The following is a 17,023-nucleotide window of genomic DNA, read 5'->3' as shown; positions in this document are numbered from 1 at the left end:
TTAGCTGATGACAGCTTTAGTACTGCTAGCCTGGTGAGTCTAGTCGCCTTGCTTCTGCTTGTAGAGAATAAATTTAGGCTTAACCAACTCGCTGATGACATACCCCTTTTTCAGGCTTGAGAGAGGGGTTTATAGCCTTTGTTGACTTGCAGGATGCACCTGGAGACTTGATTTGTTTAGTTGAAGTGTGCCTTGTCCTCTTATCTGCACTGATTGAGTTTGTTCAAGTTTTTGTCAAAAATATACTGACTCATTTGAAACGCGTGATGCTGTTTGTTGAGGATGCGTCCTTTATTCCTTTTATATGGATGGCTTTGCTAGTAATTTCTCTAGTTGAATATTTAAAATAAGGTAATATATCCTACTCGCGAATGTAGCCAATTCAGTAATTCTGAGCAAAATGGCAGGGCGTAGATAATTCTTGCATTCAGTCACATCCTCGACAAGTTGATTTTTCGTCATAACTTTTAACTGCTAGCTAATATTTATCAGCTAAAGCGATAAATACGGAAATTGTTCATAGCTACACTTTATATATTCCTCGCCTCTATATGTAAAAATATTAAATTATCAACACTGCGATTTCACTCAATTGCGCTGTTTCTACTGAAAACTGACCAAGTAAACTACGTGCTTACGTATAATTGCAAAAAAACTTACATAAGTATAAAATTTAGCATAATGTTACAAAAAATCATCAACTTCTGCTCCAATGCTTAGACGCTTTAAACAATTTAATCAACGTCTTCGGCGAGAATTAGCGGTTTTTAAGCCAGAGATAATAGGAATTATTAATGACCGCAAAGAATATCAACGTCAACCGCAGAATTTGTTTACTGAGCAAGGCTATGAGGTGATTCCGGATTTTTTGGATAAGCAAGAATGCGATCGCTTAATCAAGGTTGCGGATTCTTATATCAATAATCAAAGCTATGTCATTGCTGGAGATTGCTATTTACTTTGTCGAAAAGATATTCATGATGTAGACTTGGACGTTCAACAGATTATGAATGCCCAAGAGATTGACGATCAACTCGCACAATTATTCAATTCACACATCATTGAAGACATTTTTGAAGCGCGTATTGGTGAACGTGTTGTGTTGCGCAATATCTCAATCAAAATTGATAATCCAGATACAAACTCCAAACGCGGATATCATACTGATACTGTGACAAAAACAGTATACAAAGTCTTTATTTATCTCACTGATGTCAACGAGTGTGGTAATGGACCGTATACGGTGATACCAGGTTCGCATCGACATACATACCGAAGAATCATCAATTATTTCTATGGTTGGATAAAGCAAGTACTATACGGTTCAAAACATAGCCGCAACTACAAAGAAGATATTCAACTTCTATATAGCGATCGCCAAGGTGTACCGCTATTGGCTAAAGCAGGAACCATGATCATATCTAATCAACAAATAGTACATAAAGGATGGCACCAGCAAGACAAGAGTACCCGCTACGCGCTAGTTTGCTACGTCATCCCTGCGAAAGATTATCGCGGTCAACGCTTCTCTTTTGGCAGAACCGCATTGCAAAAAGGTGTAGAGGTTATTAGTAGTTAGTGGCTAGTGGCACTTTGGCAAGTTCCTAGTCACTCATCACTAGTTACTAATCACCACTTTTATCATCGCTCATCAACCGGATTTAATATCACTCGTTACTCTAGAGCGTGCAATCCTATATCTGTGTTAGCCGATGAACTAAGGCTTTGCCAGCAAACTTCGGTAAAGCCGACATGCGTCGCCAACGCCAAGGTTCTTGATACAGGCGATACAACCACTCTAAATGATTATCGCCTAACCAAGCTGGTGCTCTCGATTTGACACCTGCCCAAATATCAAAGCTACCGCCAATTCCAATCCAAGTTGCTTGGGGACACAAGTGGCGATTTTGTGTAATCCATAATTCTTGACGCGGGACTCCCAATCCTACCAAAATTAATTTTGGTTGTAGCTTTTGTAACGTTTGCGCTAATTTTTCGGATTCGATGGGTGACAAGTAGCCATGTTCAGTCCCAACGATTTGGAGATGCGGCGATCGCTGTTGCCAAGTTTTGGCGGCTTTGGCGGCGACTCCTGGCGAACCGCCGTAAAAAAATACAGGGGACGAATTTGGTGTTTGCCCTAAATTGTGCAAAAGTAACTCTGCAAGCTCAATTCCTGGACAGCGCTGGATGCGTTTACCGCGCAGCAGCATATACAACACAATTCCAGCCCCATCAGGAATGACTAATTCAGCTTGTTGAATTGCGTGCGCTAGCGCGGTATGCTGCTCTGCTTGGATCGTCATTTCTGCATTCAGCGTAATCACATGCGTGCCAATGCCTTGTTCTAAACGCGATCGCAACCAAGTGATATAGTCATCCATCAGATGAACTGGCAACCCTAGTACAGAATCTAAAAGTGCTGCCTCAGACATTATGCAATTCCTCACTACCTTACAAAGCTTATGTGCAAAAGGCTAGCTTGTCTAGACGCCAAAATTTTACCGTACTCTTGGAAATTAGGGAATGTGATCGCTGAGGTTTGTATTTATTGCGCTCGATATGCTTTCGGTGTCATACCAGTAAGTTGCCGAAACTGTTTGCTCAAATGACTGTGGCTGTTGAACCCACACAAAAAGGCAATATCTATGATTGATTGGTCAGTTTGTTTCAACAACTGCTTTGCGCGTTCGACTCGTTGCTGAAGCAGATATTGATAAGGCGCTATCCCTAGCGATCGCTTAAACGAATGGCTAAAGTGATATTGACTCATCCCTATCAATTTGGCTAAGTCTGCAAGTTTAATGTCTTGACTGAGATACTCGTTGATGTATTCTAAAACTTGCAGAAGTTGACGTTGGGATAAACCACCTTCATAAGTTGCCAAACGAGGTTGAGTAGCAGAGTAAAATCTAAGTAAATGCACAGCAAGTACGTTGGCTAGTGATTCAACGTAAAGCTTGCCAGCTAAATTTTCTTGTTTGAGTTCAGCAAGTAGCAGCATAGCGATCGCCTCAAGCTGCGGATCGCGAGTTTGAAATTCAGCGAGTAACTCTAGCCGATCAAAATTGCTTTCAAGCATTTCGCTAGCAACGCGCTTAATGAAGCCAGACGCAACCCGAATTTGTAAGTAGCGATCGTCGCGATCCCAGCGGGCAAAAAACGGCATCTTTGCAGGCGTTATAGAAATGTCGCCTTTCCCATATAGTCCTGTATATGTCTTACTTTCTCGGATTTGCACCAAGCTGACAGGACGCGATGCAAGCGATAAATTAATCGCGTGTTCATCACTAAAATGACACCATCCCTCACCCGCAGGATGTTGGAATTGCTCAACCAGAATATTTTCCCAACCTTGATTTTGACTCGACAAAATGGGTACGCAGGTTGTTTCTTGCTGATGCGGAACGGTTGTCTTCACAATCAAACCCCAATTTGTCTTCAATTATTTTCACATTTGAGCAATTTCTATCAAGCAACTGGAAAACTGACCGCAAGATTTTGATAATTGCACAAAAATCAGATAGCTGAGTACAAATCGTTTGCCTAAGCTGACATTGTAGGTATTCAGGCAAAACTATGGCACACATTCTACACCTTGATTCTAGTCCTAGAGGAGAACGATCGCACTCACGCCGGATAACAAAAGAATTTATTGAAGCGAGGATGCAGGCGCATCCATCTGATGTTGTTACGTATCGAGATATCGGTCGTAATCCTGTTCCCCATGTGGATGAATCATGGATTGCAGCGGCTTATACACCACCAGAACAACGCACACCCGAACTAGCGCAGGCAATTTCCCTCAGCGATCGCCTGATTGATGAATTCTTAGCGGCTGATTTCTATGTCATCGGCATACCTATGTATAATTTCAGCGTTCCTAGTACTTTCAAGGCTTATATTGACCAGATTGTGCGTGTAGGGCGAACCTTCGCGTTTGAACCAGAAGATACCGCCAACCCTTATAAACCGCTCGTCTTAGGTAAGAAAATGTTAATTATCACCGCGCGGGGTGGTTCTGGCTTTGAACCTGGTGGACGCAATGAGAAGCTGAATCATCAAGACCCTTATTTAACAACAGTCTTTGGGTTTATTGGCATCACCAATATCACATTTATCCATATTGAAAATGACGAATTTGGTGGCACAAGTTTAGCGCGATCGCTCGCGGCTGCTCGTACCCAAGTTGCTCAACTAGTGGCATAAGGCGATGCAGGAATATCTGACAACTCAACAACATTCTCTAAGATTATTAGCCTGCGTTTTTGGGCTAGAACAGTACTTATATGCTGTCCACGAACATTGTTAATCTAGCGGTGTATAAGACGTGAGATAAGACCCGTGAAGCTTTTCGATACTGTTGCTATCGTTTGCGACCATTCACTACTTGAACTGGCAACTGCAATTCGCGCACCACTGGAATTGATGCGGCTTCAGGTGCGATTACATTACTTTGTTCAATATCAGCAAGCGCTCAATTTCTTAGCTAATGAAGCTTGCCACTACAACTACCTTGTGATTTGTTGTCATGGAACTGGCAATGAAGCAGACATGATGATTCGTATTGAAGTTGTTGCGCAAAAAGACGGCGATCCAGAGCGTGATGATGGTTGGGAAGAAACTGTTTTAGCCCTGCGTCCATCTAATATTCCTCAACTGATACATAATTTTCAGGGCAATATTCTTTCACTAGCTTGCGGTTCTGGGCGCGAGCCTTTTGGTAAGGCGTTTTTAGAAGCTGGATGCCGAACCTACATTGCTCCTGATGAACTTTACTTTAGTCGAGATAGTGCAATGCTGTTTGCAATCGGCTTCTTCTACCATCTTCGAGCAGAAGATCGAGATTTTGATCGAGCAAAGTTAGAGGTAGCTGAAGCAGCAGTTCTCGCCCAGCAACTCGACCCGCGATTTTCTATGGGAACTAAAGCCTTTCGAGTTTATGAACGTGAAGTTTAAAGTCGTGTCATGCTGGAAGGCTAATATAGTTTTTGAGGCGATCGCAATCGAGATTATTGATAAAAAGCAAAAGGTTGTCGCTGTTGCACGCTTTACGACTAGCGACGAGTAAGGCAAATGCACTACCGTAATCTTAAGCTCAAAAATCCAAAATGTTCCAAGCTACTCGTCGCCGTTTGGCTTTGTGGTATACGTCTGTAACTGCGGTGTTATTGCTGCTGTTTGCTAGTGGAGTTTATTTGTATGTTCGCAGTACGCTCATCGAGCGCATTGACGATACACTTAATCATGTTGTTGAAGTCGTCGAGCGATCGCTTGTCATTGAATCGACTACAACTAATGCTGAGCAATTTCGCATCAATATCGAAGCAACTTTTCGCGATAATGCAGATGCTGTTGATGACGACCATATCGATTTAGAGTGGTTTAGTCCCACGGGAGAACTACTATGGTCAACTTTATCCGAACCTTTAGGGCTTCCGGTGCATCCAAATCGAACTGGTGAAACGGTGAGAGTCATTCGCGATTCAGATGCGATCGAGGGACAAGATTACACTCCACTTTTACTCCGACAAGTTACCGAAAGAGTTGAAATCGGACGACAAGTACTAGGGTATTTGCGCGTTAGTCACCCGTGGTTTGAAGTCACAAAACCAATCCGCCAGTTAATTTTTGACTTAAGTCTGGGTACGGGGTTAATGGTTCTTTCTGTTGCGTTTTGTGGTTGGTTTCTTTCCGGAAAAGCAATGGAACCTGTACGCGAATCGTATCAACGCCTCAAACAGTTTACTGCGGATGCTTCCCACGAACTCAGAAGTCCGATCGCCCTCATTCAAACCAATGTCCAAGTAGCACTTACAGATCCCGAACTATTAGAAACATCCGGTGCTAGTGCTAAATACCACCAACAGTTAACCGTCATCGAAAGGTTGACTCAACGATTAGGACGCTTAGTTGACGATTTACTCTTTCTTGCACGCCAAGATAGTGGCATTGTACAACCCTGTTTTGCCGCGTGTCCTCTGGATGCTTTGCTGATGGAAGTTGTAGAAGAACAAAAATTACCAGCAACCGAAAAAAATATTACATTATCGCTGCATCTCATCGAAGCTCCAGAATCGCAAAATCCGCAACTAAGTGACGATTGGTTTACACTCCAAGGCGATTGGAATCAGCTAGTTCGTTTATTTACCAATCTAATCGTCAACGCAGTCCACTACACCCCACCTGGCGGCAAAGTAGATGTCGAGTTAGAAAGAGTCGCTTCGCCGCTTGTCGCGCGTACTGCTTTACTCCAAGTAAAAGTCAGCGATACAGGTATTGGAATTCCTGAGTCTGCCTTACCGCGCTTGTTTGACCGTTTTTATCGCGTAGATCCCGCCCGCACTCATACTGCAACAACTTTAGTCGCTACACCAACAGGTTCAGGATTAGGTTTGGCGATCGCCAATGCGATCGTCGAAAACCACCACGGTCAAATTCAGGTCGAAAGTACCTTACATCAAGGCACAACTTTTACTGTTACTTTACCCGCAAGTGCTGAGTTTTAAGTCTTCTCCTTGAAAATTAAAAATTGCCAAAATGCTTCCTGTGGCAGATGCACAGCGGTAATTATTCCTAATAACTTACAGTGACATGAGCACAATTAGCTACTAGCGGTTAGTGATTAGTCAATAACAGGCAGAGTCATTCGCTTGCTTTACTGATGGATATTAAAACTGAGGAGTATCTTTAATTTTAAGCATTCAAATTTATCCATTTTCTTTCAACTAAAAGCTAATCGCTAGGAACTCATTGCTTTTTTGACATCAGTTGTAGTCATTTGCCGCAATTGGTCTTAGCTAGTTTACTAAGCTGGAAGCTTAACTAAACTACTGTTAACAATCTAGAAGAATTAGGAAAAGTGCAATGCCAATTCCAATTAGAGAAGATATTGTCTACATCATCCTCAATAAAATTAACGATAGTGGTCAAGCAATGCACGAAGTTAAGTTTGAGGAAAGCGATTTCTTTCCTGGAATACAAATAACAAGAGCCGAATTGTTAGGTCATCTTGATTACCTCAATCAGATGCAATACATCAAAGCAGAATTTTCAGGTAATGCTTACGCTAACCAAGAAGATGTCCCAAGTGTTGTAGATTCTAAAGAAGTTGACTTTAGAGTTGCTAATACTTTTGGTGCTGAAGATGGTCCTTTGCCTCATTTAATTACTTTTGAAGCCGCAGAACTGACTGAAAAAGGTAAGCGAATGCTGCAAAAAATGGAAGATAATCCGCCCAAATCGCTTAAAGAAGGGGTATCAGTTCCCATTGCAACAAAAGATATGCCTTTTTTAGAGAAGGTAATGATTAAGGGAGGGTTTGAGGATATTTTTGATGCTAGGGATGTAACTGAGGTTATCTATCGTGCTATGCGTGACCTCATGCCTACAGAAACCTCAGACCAAGTAGAGAAAGAGTTACATAAAGAAGTATTGCCCACAGAAGACAAAGCTTTGCAAATGGAAATTGCAGACCTTTGGCGCGATACTAATCCCGTTGTTGGCTTTTTAAGCAGAATTCGTGCGCCTTTTGACCATTCAAACCGTCATAATCCTACCGATATTTCTAATGTAAATGACGAGCGCTTTTTAACACGAGTCAAAAATGAGTCACCCATGGCAGCAACAGGCTACGACATAGATCGAGATCAAGCAGTTAAAGCTGTATTTTCCGCAACTAAAGACGAGTTGTCAGAAGATAGAATTAAGGAGATTGCTGAATATCTACCTGGTAAAGTTCGTCAACTTTGGGAAGAAGCTTAATTGTTATCAACATAATTGAATTTAGTTAAGTTATGAGTTATTTAACAAAAATTTAGCTCGTAACTTAATTTCTTCAAAGGATAGTTGAGGTTCACCAAAATTGAGCAAACAAGTTTATAGCTTTTGATTAAGAAAAACAACTTTTAAATTAAGTTGATGAAACGAAATAAGGTTGAATATTTGCCCAAGAGGTAAAAATGTTTAACGATACCAGACATAATAATAAAAAATGCCAACTATTTGCTGTTATTAGTACAATCCTTATAATTCCAATAACATCTGGAAGCGCAGCCTTCGCGATTCCTAGAGAAAACCAGCTAGCTCAAGCACAACCCGCCCCTGCTAGTCCATCATTGAACCCTAGACCAAGTATTTTTAACGAACCACCTTACAATCGTACCCAAACTCCAGTATCTCCAGAACCTGGGACACTACCTGTATCACCCACAACCCCTGGAACAACGCCGCCTTCTCCTTGCCCGCCAACTGGACCTGGTGTAACGACACCTACCCCTGTACCTGGTACGACTCCGAGTCCAACTCCAACACCTGGATCGGTGATTCAGCCTCCGTTACCTGAACAACAACAGGTACCCAGCGCCAGAGTCATGCCTGTTGATAACAGAGTTAATATCCGATTAACGAATACAACTAATGCAGTTGTATTTTATCAAGTCATTGGCGATACTGAGCAACGAAGTCTTGCCGGAAAGTCGGAAGTAACACTCCGCGATTTATCTGTACCTGTATCATTAACCTTTTCTCGACAAGACCGAGGATTACTTAGACCAACTTTAAACGCAACTTCTATGGGGTTGCTAGAAGTGACGCTAGATGCAACAACTGACTTAGCCGAAGATCGAACAACAATGAGGGTACAACCTGATGGTGTCGTTTTATTGAACTAGTCAGTATTTATATACATACTTTCGGAAATCTAACTTTTAAAAGTGAGGAATCGTTATCCTCACTTTTTTGTTGTGGTCGCCGCTGCGATCGCTTCTTGAGTTGACGTCATTAAACACGCAATTGTTTGCCTCAGCATAAATGCTTAGCTCATAATAGACGGAAGAACAGAAGTTAAATTTTTTGTCATTGATAAACTAGAAGTGTATACGTAACCATATCTAGCTCAGCAACAATGGATTGCTCAAAGTGAATCAACCACACCCTAAAGCAATACACAAGTTGCCGTTTTTAATACAAATTATCGCTTAAACCCTTGTAAATTAATGTTTTTAGTTTCTGGTAATATGTCTTTTCTTCATTCGCCTTTAACTTTAGGTGCTTTCTTCCCAGGACTTGACACCTTGTTGTCCACGCAAGGAATTATGGTTATGCTACTAGCCGCTTATGCAGGCGCGATGTGGCTATTTCTGACGAGTGCGCCCAAAGTACATACTGTTATGGTGTCTGATATGGAAATCGCTCGACAGTTGTATGAAGGGCTGCTGGACTTACCAGCTGCCGATGTACCGTTACACTACTACTACAACTACGAGCAAACGATTGGTGCAGCAGGAATTGACCCATTATATATGTCTGCTAGTCCAGGAATTGGGACAACTCGCACTTTAAACGCGCCTGAGGGACTGTGGTATCAACTCAAGAAAAATACTCAGTTGCACGTAGTCTCTGGCGCTGGTTTGGGTAAAAAGAACCAGCAACGTCATGTTTGCTTTGACCGCGACTGTTTAGAGCAAATCCTGATGCGTGTAGAAGTGCGTGGATTGAAGCACAAAATCCTTAGTCAAAAACCATTAAACTTTTTGGTTAAAGATTTGGAAGGACGTGTCATCGAGTTAGCCGAAGTTTCTAACTAAAGATGGATGCGACGGGACGCCTAGTGCTAAAGTCGCGGCTAAAAGCACAAAGTCCACCTTTGTGGACTAGAGAAATCTTGACACACTTGATCTGTGTTGCGGCAATTTCCACTAACACCTGCGCTACCAGGCTTGAATGCGAGGCGGCTTCTTGAGAGTTAAAAGTATTTGCCCAGAAAAAGGATTTCTTTTACCTTATGCACCCTTGTCAACATAGTAGATGTATTCAATGTATGTCTCTCGAACTTTCCGCGCACCTGTTACCTCAAAAGTCCTCTGTGCAGCCTCTTTAGCCAAAGATGTTCCGACCCAAATGCGGCTAACCTGATCTTCTATGCACACCTCTTAAGCTCTTCAATCATTCGAGTTCCTATCCCTTTTCTCCTGAAGTTTTTATCAACGACGATATCGCACAAGTACACTTGGAAACTGGTAGTCTCTACAGCGGGAAAACGAAAAGCACTCAAATAACCAATGAGAGTTGAATCAATTTCAGACAAAATGAAATAGCAATTCTTATCAGTTAAGGCTTGCTTTAGATAAGCATCGCTAGCAATGTTGTCACTGCGATCTTCCTCTGGGATCAACAACCAAATGGCGGAAGCTAAAAGCTCAAGATCATTCTCGTGTAGTCTCCGCGTTTCCATGCAAGGTTGCGATCGCATCGTTAAACTTATTGTAGAAGTAGGCTAAAGGACTGTTAACGATAGACGAGAAGCAAGGAAATAGTGATTAGATTTTAGATAAATATTATTGTTCTTCCCTAACCTCTGATCCCTTCTCTCACTCACTTTTTTAACCGCACTTGGTCATAAGCAAATTTACCTCGAATGAACTCGTTGAAGTATTGTCCTTGAGAAGTTTCTTGTTCTAGTCCTTGTGCAATATCAGCGGGAACATCTTGGTAGTTGTAGATGCTGCCATTTTTGAATTCGATTTGGAGAAGTTTTCTTGCCGGATCGTAATCGTATTTTTTGATTAAGCTGCTAGCAGATTTGAGTAACGGAAAAGCGATCGCATCGCGAATACTCGCACAATCTGTTAACAGCATTACGAAGCGGTCAATCCCAATACCTAAACCTACAGTTGGTGGCATTCCGTATTCTAGAGCGGTGATAAAATCTTCATCGACGCCCTGCGCTTCCAAATCTCCAGCTGCTTTACGCGCTGCTTGGGCTTCGAGTCGCTGACGTTGGTCGATCGGATCGGTTAATTCCGAAAAACCATTGGCGGTTTCTCTACCCACAATAAACAATTCAAATCGTTCAACCAAACCAGGCTTAGAACGATGCGGCTTTGCCAAAGGTGAAATTTCTACAGGATAGTCGAGAACATACGTCGGCTGAATAAGTTGCGATTCGGCTTTTTGCTCAAATGCTTCGTTGAGAACTTTACCAATCGAATCACAATCCTCAACATCAATCCCCACACTCGCTGCTGCTGTTTTTGCTTCTTCCAGCGTAGAAAATGCCGCGAAATCAAGTCCTGTAAATTCCTTAACTAAATCATGCATCGTCACGCGTCGCCAGGGAGGAGTTAAATCGATCGCCTCACCTTGATAAGTAATTTGCAGCGTACCCAAAACCTCTTGCGCCACAGTAGTAATCAAGTCTTCCGTCAGCGCCATCATGTCATTGTAGTCACCATAAGCTTGGTAAACTTCTACTGACGTAAATTCTGGGTTGTGGCGTGTTGAAACGCCTTCATTACGAAAAATGCGTCCTAACTCGAAGACTTTTTCAAACCCACCGACGATCATCCGCTTGAGATGTAGTTCGGTTGCAATTCGCAGATACAACTCCATGTCTAGCGCATTGTGGTAGGTGATAAATGGACGTGCATCCGCACCTCCCGCCTCTGGTTGTAGGACAGGCGTTTCAATTTCAATAAAGCCTTGCGCTTCTAAATAACGACGAATTCCCGCAGTAATTTGAGCGCGGCGACGAAATGTTTGCTGGACTTCTGGATTAACAATTAAATCAACGTACCGCTGACGATAGCGCTTTTCGGTATCTGTAAGACCGTGCCATTTATCTGGTAAAGGCAATAAAGATTTAGTCAGAATCGCGTACTCGCTGACGTTGACGGATAATTCACCTTTTTCCGTCTTCTTGACCGTACCTTTGGCTCCTAAAATGTCTCCTACATCCGTTAGCTGCTTCAAGTGATTGAAAGCATCAGGATCGGTACTTGCCATGCCTTGCTGGATTCTTTTTTTATCCAGGTATAGTTGAATTGTGCCAGTTTCATCTTGCAAGCTGAAAAAAGCAAGTTTACCAAAGACGCGACGTGCCAAAATACGACCGGCGATCGCCACTTCCACATCGACTTCTTCACCACTTGGTAAATCAGCAAATTTTTCTTGCAATTGTGCAGCATGATGTGTCACTTCCCAGCGGTAAGCGTAAGGATTCATCCCTAGTTGCTTGAGTTGAGCGACTTTTTCTAAACGCGCAGCACGGATTTCTTCTAAACTTGAGGTACTTTGAGAATTTGAAGACTGATCGGCAGACATGGTAATTACTAATTAGGAGCCACTGAGGAACTATACAGACTGGCAATGCTTTTGATTATAAACTTGTGCTGTAATTCCTGTAGCAGTGTAGGTGCTTCAACTTATCGCTTCACTAGGATAAATTCCTCTTTTACTCGCGAACAATAACGCAGTTGCGATCGCATTGTCACGCAGCCACACATCATGTTGACGTTCAAAAACTTTATCTCCTACCTGCAAGCCCATGTAACCAGAGGTTCATTTTGTGAGTCTCAATAGACTAGTTATAGAGGTTGCATCGTAGTAAGAATCATCAGGGTCATCATGGAACAAGATATTTTTGAATTACCAGGACCAGAAGGCAAGGCTTTAGTCGGTAATTTACTCGATTTAAGCCAAGATCCGTTAGGTTTTTTAACGCACTGCGCGCGGGAGTATGGCGATATAGTACCGATACGCTTAGGATTAACGCCAACGTGTCTTCTCACGCATCCTGACTTAATTGAGGAAGTCCTCAAAGATCGGGACTCTTTTATCAAAAGTCGGGGTTTTCGGGCATTGCGCACTTTATTAGGTGAAGGATTATTAACGAGTGAGGGTGACTCGTGGTTTCGCCAGCGCCGCTTAGCCCAACCTGTTTTCCACCAAAAGCGAATTGCTGGTTATGCCACGATTATGGTTGAATATGCCGAACGAATGTTGACAACTTGGCAAAATGGAGAAACGCGCAACGTTCACGCCGATATGATGCGTCTTACCTTGAACATTGTGATGAAGTGTCTATTTAACCAAGACATTGATGAAGGAAACGCGCAAGTTGTTGCTAACGCGCTTGATGTGGCAATGGATTGGTTTGAAAGTAAGCGCAAGCAAAATTTTTTGATTTGGGAATGGTTTCCGCGACCGGAAAATATTCGCTATCGCAACGCGATTAGTCAAATGGACGCAACGATTTACAGCATTATCGAGCAACGACGCACCAGCGGCGAAGATCCTGGCGATTTACTCTCGATGCTGATGCAAGCGCGCGATGAGGATGATGGTACAGGAATGAGCGATCGCCAGTTACGCGATGAAGTGGCAACTTTGATGCTAGCAGGGCATGAAACTACTGCAAATGCTTTGACGTGGACATGGATGTTACTTGCTCAACACCCCGAAGTATTATCTAAACTCGAAGCCGAGTTGCAACAAGTGCTTGATGGACGTTCTCCGACTGTCGCTGATATACCGCAGTTGCGCTATACCGATATGGTTGTCAAAGAATCGATGCGACTTTATCCACCAGTCGCTATTTTTGGGCGAGAAGCTGCGGTAGATTGTCAAATTGGCGGCTACAGCGTACCGAAAGGCTGCACGATTACCATCAGCCAGTGGGTCACGCACCGCGATCCTCGCTATTTTGAAGATCCGGAAACTTTCAAACCCGAACGCTGGGTGGACGATCTAGAAAAACAGTTACCCAGAGGCGTTTACATTCCTTTTGGTGATGGACCGCGCGTTTGTATTGGCAAGGGTTTTGCGCTGATGGAAGCTATTTTGTTACTCGCAACGATCGCGCAAAAGTTTAGCCTCAATCTTGTCCCTGAATTTCCGATTGTGCCGCAGCCTTCGATTACGCTGCGCCCAGAGTACGGAATCAAAGTCGTTGTAAAGCGTAGATAGTTATGTGATTGCACTCAGGTGTCTGACCTGTCCCTGAGACTTCTATCATGTAAATATTCACACACATACTTCTTAACTTCAGGGAGGCGCGATCGCCTTAAATTTAGCTACACTGCATAAAGCTGCTCTACAGCTACGATTTCTCTACTTTTTAAGTGGATTATAACAGTAGCAAAGGAAGCTCTTTTGTAGCGATGTGCCAATTATACGCTTTCAGCCGCCTTGTGTTTGCATTCATAATAAAACAGGCGTGAGTAAATCTAGTTGATAGTACGAGTAAAACTACGTGATTGAAGCAGAAGTCCACTACTCACTGCATAACTTCTTGCGATCGCAAGGCGAAGCTTCCTGGCACCATCATCTAACGATGGCGCGGCTGGTTGCACGCGGATTGCGACTCAAGCGTAGTGCTTTAATTCAAGTTGGGGCTGGTAGTGGCTATCAAGGGCGATATCGCTTGAGTTATCTTGCTCCCGCACTGATGTGGCAAGAATCTGTAATTATAGTCGCCCCTGAGGAAGTACAGCAGCGATTGCTCCGTGTTGAAATTCCGCCACTACAACAGTGGCTGCAAACAGATAAAAAAATTCTCACAGGTGATTCTTGGATTTGCGATGGTTTTCAGGGATTACTGCTGACTTCTCCTGAATCTTGGTTAGCAGCACAGTTAGCAGGAAAAGGATTTCCAGCTAATATACCTACAATTCTCGATGGTGTAGACGACCTCGAAGCCTGGACTCGCACTCAACTCACCGCAACGATTCAACCGAGTGATTGGGATGAATTGATGCTTGCTTTTCCCAAGCACGTAGAAGTTATTCGCAATGCACGAGTCCAACTAACAAAAGCAATTTTTCAACATCCGGTCAATCCCTACGAGTGCTATTTAAGCTCGCAACAAGAGCAGGAAATTCTTTACACTCTCGACCAAAGTCTAGAAATAAGTTGCAAAGATACAGCGCCACAACACAGCGATAATGGAGCAAAGCAATCTACATCAATACGCAATCTCGGTGTACCAAACGCTTGGCGTAAGTTTTGGCAAAGTCCCCGCGACAATCAACTGCTTTGGGCAACCGTTTCGCGTTCTCAGGGTTCCTTTTCCTTACACTCGTCCCCTGTAGAAGTTGCATCGGCGCTTGCACCAATTTGGTCTAGACAACCTGTTGTGTTAGTTGGTAGTGCCTTAGATCAGGAAGCTGAAGCACCGATTTATCGAAAGAACTTAGGTCTAGGTGAGTTAACTTGTCTAAAGTTTTCTGACGATCGCCGCGAAAATCTGATTCAACTTTATCTACCCGATCGCTTACCGCTACCAAATACGCCAGAATTTCAAACCGCGTTCATCGAAAAAGTTCATTCACTCCTTAGTTTAACTACCGCATCTCCTGGATTGACAGTTATTTTAGTAGGTGATGTACCACTTAAAGCCCAAGTCGGCGCAACTTTAGCCGCAGAATTTGGCTCTAGGGTACAAGTAGAGAAAACAACTTCTTTAGATCAGCGCGGAATCTTAGTCACTGGTTGGGACTTTTGGCGACAGCATCTCGGTGAACTACCAACGCCGCAATTATTAATTGTTGCTACATTACCCCTACCTTCCTTAGAAAACCCCTTAGTCGCGGGTCGAGTTGCGTACTACAAGCGCACGCATCAAGATTGGTTTCGGCTGTATCTCTTGCCAGCTGCTTTAAATGAATTATCGCGGGCGATCGCCCCAGTCCGCGATCGTCATGGTGTTGTTGCCTTACTTGATAGCCGAGTATTACACCGAAGTTATGGCTCTCAAGTTCTCGCTGCACTCAGTCCTATGGCAAGAATTGATTATCTAGATTCTAGTCTCCTTACTCCAGCTAATTGAAGCGCTAGGAACTCGAATCATTTATCTGCCTTACCTGCGCTTACTTTAATGCCAGTTTGAGCGAAAAGAGCTTAGCATACAATACTGCCGCTATACAGATGAAGAAGCAGCGAAGTAGAAAAAGCTTCTGCTAATCCTTAGACTTCTTGCAAATTTACGTCTTGCGCTTCACTAGAGGGTAGCGGTCTCTTAGATTTGCCTAAGTCCACGTAAGGTGGACTTCGTTTTTTCAGCCGCGACTTCAGTCGCTAGGCATCCTATCAACCCCAATTCCTAATTTTTCCATTGCTGTGACACCAGCAACAGCGCTATTATCAAGGCACAGCAAGTATTTGATCTCTAGTCCGATACTTAGTATTTGTGAGTCTTTACTCAATCTAAAATCCAGAATGGAATAAGACTATGGGCGAAGCAAAGCGTCGTAAAGCAGCATTAGGAGAAAACTACGGTAAAGAAGCTCAAATCCTGCCATGGCTTCCTATCACCAAAAGCCAAGCCCAGCAATTCGCTAAGTGGAGCAATCGCGGTGCTTGGTTTGGCATTGGCTTTCTAGTTATTTGGTGGATCACCGTTCGGTTTATTGGTCCAGCTTTTGGTTGGTGGCAAGTAACTTGATTTTGACTCAATGATTTTTAATCAAAGTCATAAAAATTTACATTGAGTTTTGCCAATTTCTCACAATCAAGCGTTAGGTAAACATAGCCTGACGCTTTCTTTATTTCCAGCCATCACAGACACCGGAAACCTAACATTTTGGTGTCCGTCTAGGGTTATGTGCATCAAATATGACTTTTTGCATACACTCAATTGGTAAATAATCAGTTAGCTTGGATCTATCAGATATTTATCTGAAATTTAGACGAAATATTACCCTTTGGAGTAAATATCTCTACAAATTAGGTAAATATAAAGAAAATCTAAAAATAGGTTTACAATTAAGTGTGGTGTTTGGAGGACAACCGTGTTTCTCAGACTAGCAGAACAACACCGACAATATGTCCAGGATCTCGTGATGAATCTGCAAGCTTTGGCAACCGTGTTAGAGCGACGTGGATATCCCGCATCATGTTATACCTGTGGCGGACAAATGAGTAGCGCCTCATTTATGGTTAGTTTAGGAAATAACCATTTGATTCGGTTTCTCGTGTCCGATTATGGCATCACATGGACCGAGATGCGCGACGATCGGGAACTAATGAAGTTAGAGGGTGCTGAAGCAATTAGTCAGTTACAAGAACTTGCTAATTTAGTTAAAAACTTTGTTCCCCCTAATGAATCACCAACATTAGTCAGCAAAAACGTCTAAAGCTAATTTATTAGCACTTGTCGGGGTGGCGGAGCGATCGCCACCTAATTTTTAGTATGTAGCGATAAATGCAAAAAACCCCAGCCAAGAACAGCTAGGGGTTAATAAAG

At 42.9% G+C, this 17,023-nt stretch carries 16 protein-coding genes; 11 read left to right on the top strand and 5 right to left on the bottom strand.

All coding sequences use genetic code 11. The annotated features are described in order from the left end of the window. The first annotated feature begins 712 nt into the window (after positions 1-712). Complete coding sequence (locus GLO7428_RS04320) at positions 713-1,579, top strand: phytanoyl-CoA dioxygenase family protein (protein WP_015187341.1); 867 nt, start codon at positions 713-715, stop codon at positions 1,577-1,579. A 115-nt stretch (positions 1,580-1,694) separates the two neighbouring features. Here the strand turns inward: GLO7428_RS04320 and GLO7428_RS04315 are convergent, their stop codons facing one another. Next, entirely contained in the window at positions 1,695-2,435 is a 741-nt protein-coding gene (locus GLO7428_RS04315) for a WecB/TagA/CpsF family glycosyltransferase (RefSeq protein WP_015187340.1), read from the bottom strand. A 113-nt stretch (positions 2,436-2,548) separates the two neighbouring features. Beyond that, positions 2,549-3,421, bottom strand: coding sequence for a helix-turn-helix domain-containing protein (locus GLO7428_RS04310; RefSeq protein ID WP_015187339.1), 873 nt, complete (start codon positions 3,419-3,421; stop codon positions 2,549-2,551). Positions 3,422-3,579: 158 nt separating this feature from the next. Between GLO7428_RS04310 and GLO7428_RS04305 the strand changes: the two genes are divergently transcribed. The 6 genes from GLO7428_RS04305 to GLO7428_RS04280 all read left to right on the top strand — a co-directional run bounded on the left by GLO7428_RS04305 (position 3,580) and on the right by GLO7428_RS04280 (position 9,587). Continuing rightward, positions 3,580-4,209, top strand: a complete 630-nt coding sequence (locus tag GLO7428_RS04305) for an FMN-dependent NADH-azoreductase (protein WP_015187338.1) — start codon at positions 3,580-3,582, stop codon at positions 4,207-4,209. Positions 4,210-4,344: 135 nt separating this feature from the next. Beyond that, positions 4,345-4,959: a hypothetical protein gene (locus GLO7428_RS04300; protein WP_015187337.1), complete on the top strand. Its 615-nt coding sequence runs from the start codon at positions 4,345-4,347 to the stop codon at positions 4,957-4,959. 152 nt (positions 4,960-5,111) lie between these two features. Next, positions 5,112-6,509 (top strand): cell wall metabolism sensor histidine kinase WalK, encoded by a 1,398-nt coding sequence (locus GLO7428_RS04295; protein ID WP_015187336.1) that lies wholly within the window; start codon positions 5,112-5,114, stop codon positions 6,507-6,509. Positions 6,510-6,867: 358 nt separating this feature from the next. Continuing rightward, complete coding sequence (locus GLO7428_RS04290) at positions 6,868-7,764, top strand: DUF2267 domain-containing protein (RefSeq protein ID WP_015187335.1); 897 nt, start codon at positions 6,868-6,870, stop codon at positions 7,762-7,764. A gap of 197 nt (positions 7,765-7,961) precedes the next feature. Beyond that, on the top strand, positions 7,962-8,672 hold the full coding sequence (locus GLO7428_RS04285; RefSeq protein ID WP_015187334.1) for a hypothetical protein: 711 nt from the start codon (positions 7,962-7,964) through the stop codon (positions 8,670-8,672). A gap of 324 nt (positions 8,673-8,996) precedes the next feature. Then, positions 8,997-9,587: a hypothetical protein gene (locus GLO7428_RS04280; RefSeq protein ID WP_015187333.1), complete on the top strand. Its 591-nt coding sequence runs from the start codon at positions 8,997-8,999 to the stop codon at positions 9,585-9,587. Positions 9,588-9,919: 332 nt separating this feature from the next. On the opposite strand, the gene GLO7428_RS29645 is transcribed toward GLO7428_RS04280, so the two are convergent. The 3 genes from GLO7428_RS29645 to GLO7428_RS29390 all read right to left on the bottom strand — a co-directional run bounded on the left by GLO7428_RS29645 (position 9,920) and on the right by GLO7428_RS29390 (position 12,327). Continuing rightward, the gene (locus GLO7428_RS29645; protein ID WP_369792524.1) at positions 9,920-10,234 is read right to left on the bottom strand and encodes a GNAT family N-acetyltransferase; all 315 of its coding nucleotides are present in this window, start codon (positions 10,232-10,234) and stop codon (positions 9,920-9,922) included. A 140-nt stretch (positions 10,235-10,374) separates the two neighbouring features. Further along, positions 10,375-12,102 (bottom strand): lysine--tRNA ligase, encoded by a 1,728-nt coding sequence (gene lysS, locus GLO7428_RS04270; protein ID WP_015187331.1) that lies wholly within the window; start codon positions 12,100-12,102, stop codon positions 10,375-10,377. A 96-nt stretch (positions 12,103-12,198) separates the two neighbouring features. Then, positions 12,199-12,327, bottom strand: a complete 129-nt coding sequence (locus GLO7428_RS29390; protein WP_015187330.1) for a hypothetical protein — start codon at positions 12,325-12,327, stop codon at positions 12,199-12,201. A gap of 78 nt (positions 12,328-12,405) precedes the next feature. Between GLO7428_RS29390 and GLO7428_RS04265 the strand changes: the two genes are divergently transcribed. The 4 genes from GLO7428_RS04265 to GLO7428_RS04250 all read left to right on the top strand — a co-directional run bounded on the left by GLO7428_RS04265 (position 12,406) and on the right by GLO7428_RS04250 (position 16,913). Further along, positions 12,406-13,746, top strand: a complete 1,341-nt coding sequence (locus tag GLO7428_RS04265; RefSeq protein ID WP_015187329.1) for a cytochrome P450 — start codon at positions 12,406-12,408, stop codon at positions 13,744-13,746. Positions 13,747-14,032: 286 nt separating this feature from the next. Continuing rightward, positions 14,033-15,607 carry a helicase C-terminal domain-containing protein gene (locus GLO7428_RS04260; RefSeq protein WP_015187328.1) on the top strand — a complete coding sequence of 525 codons (1,575 nt, stop codon included), beginning with the start codon at positions 14,033-14,035 and terminating at the stop codon, positions 15,605-15,607. A 402-nt stretch (positions 15,608-16,009) separates the two neighbouring features. Next, positions 16,010-16,222, top strand: coding sequence for a DUF2839 domain-containing protein (locus GLO7428_RS04255; protein ID WP_015187327.1), 213 nt, complete (start codon positions 16,010-16,012; stop codon positions 16,220-16,222). Positions 16,223-16,568: 346 nt separating this feature from the next. Beyond that, the gene (locus GLO7428_RS04250) at positions 16,569-16,913 is read left to right on the top strand and encodes a DUF1815 family protein (protein ID WP_015187326.1); all 345 of its coding nucleotides are present in this window, start codon (positions 16,569-16,571) and stop codon (positions 16,911-16,913) included. Positions 16,914-17,023: the final 110 nt, after the last annotated feature.

The sequence above is a fragment of the Gloeocapsa sp. PCC 7428 genome (assembly GCF_000317555.1).
GTDB lineage: Bacteria > Cyanobacteriota > Cyanobacteriia > Cyanobacteriales > Chroococcidiopsidaceae > Chroogloeocystis.
This window is presented reverse-complemented; position numbering and strand designations above follow the sequence as displayed.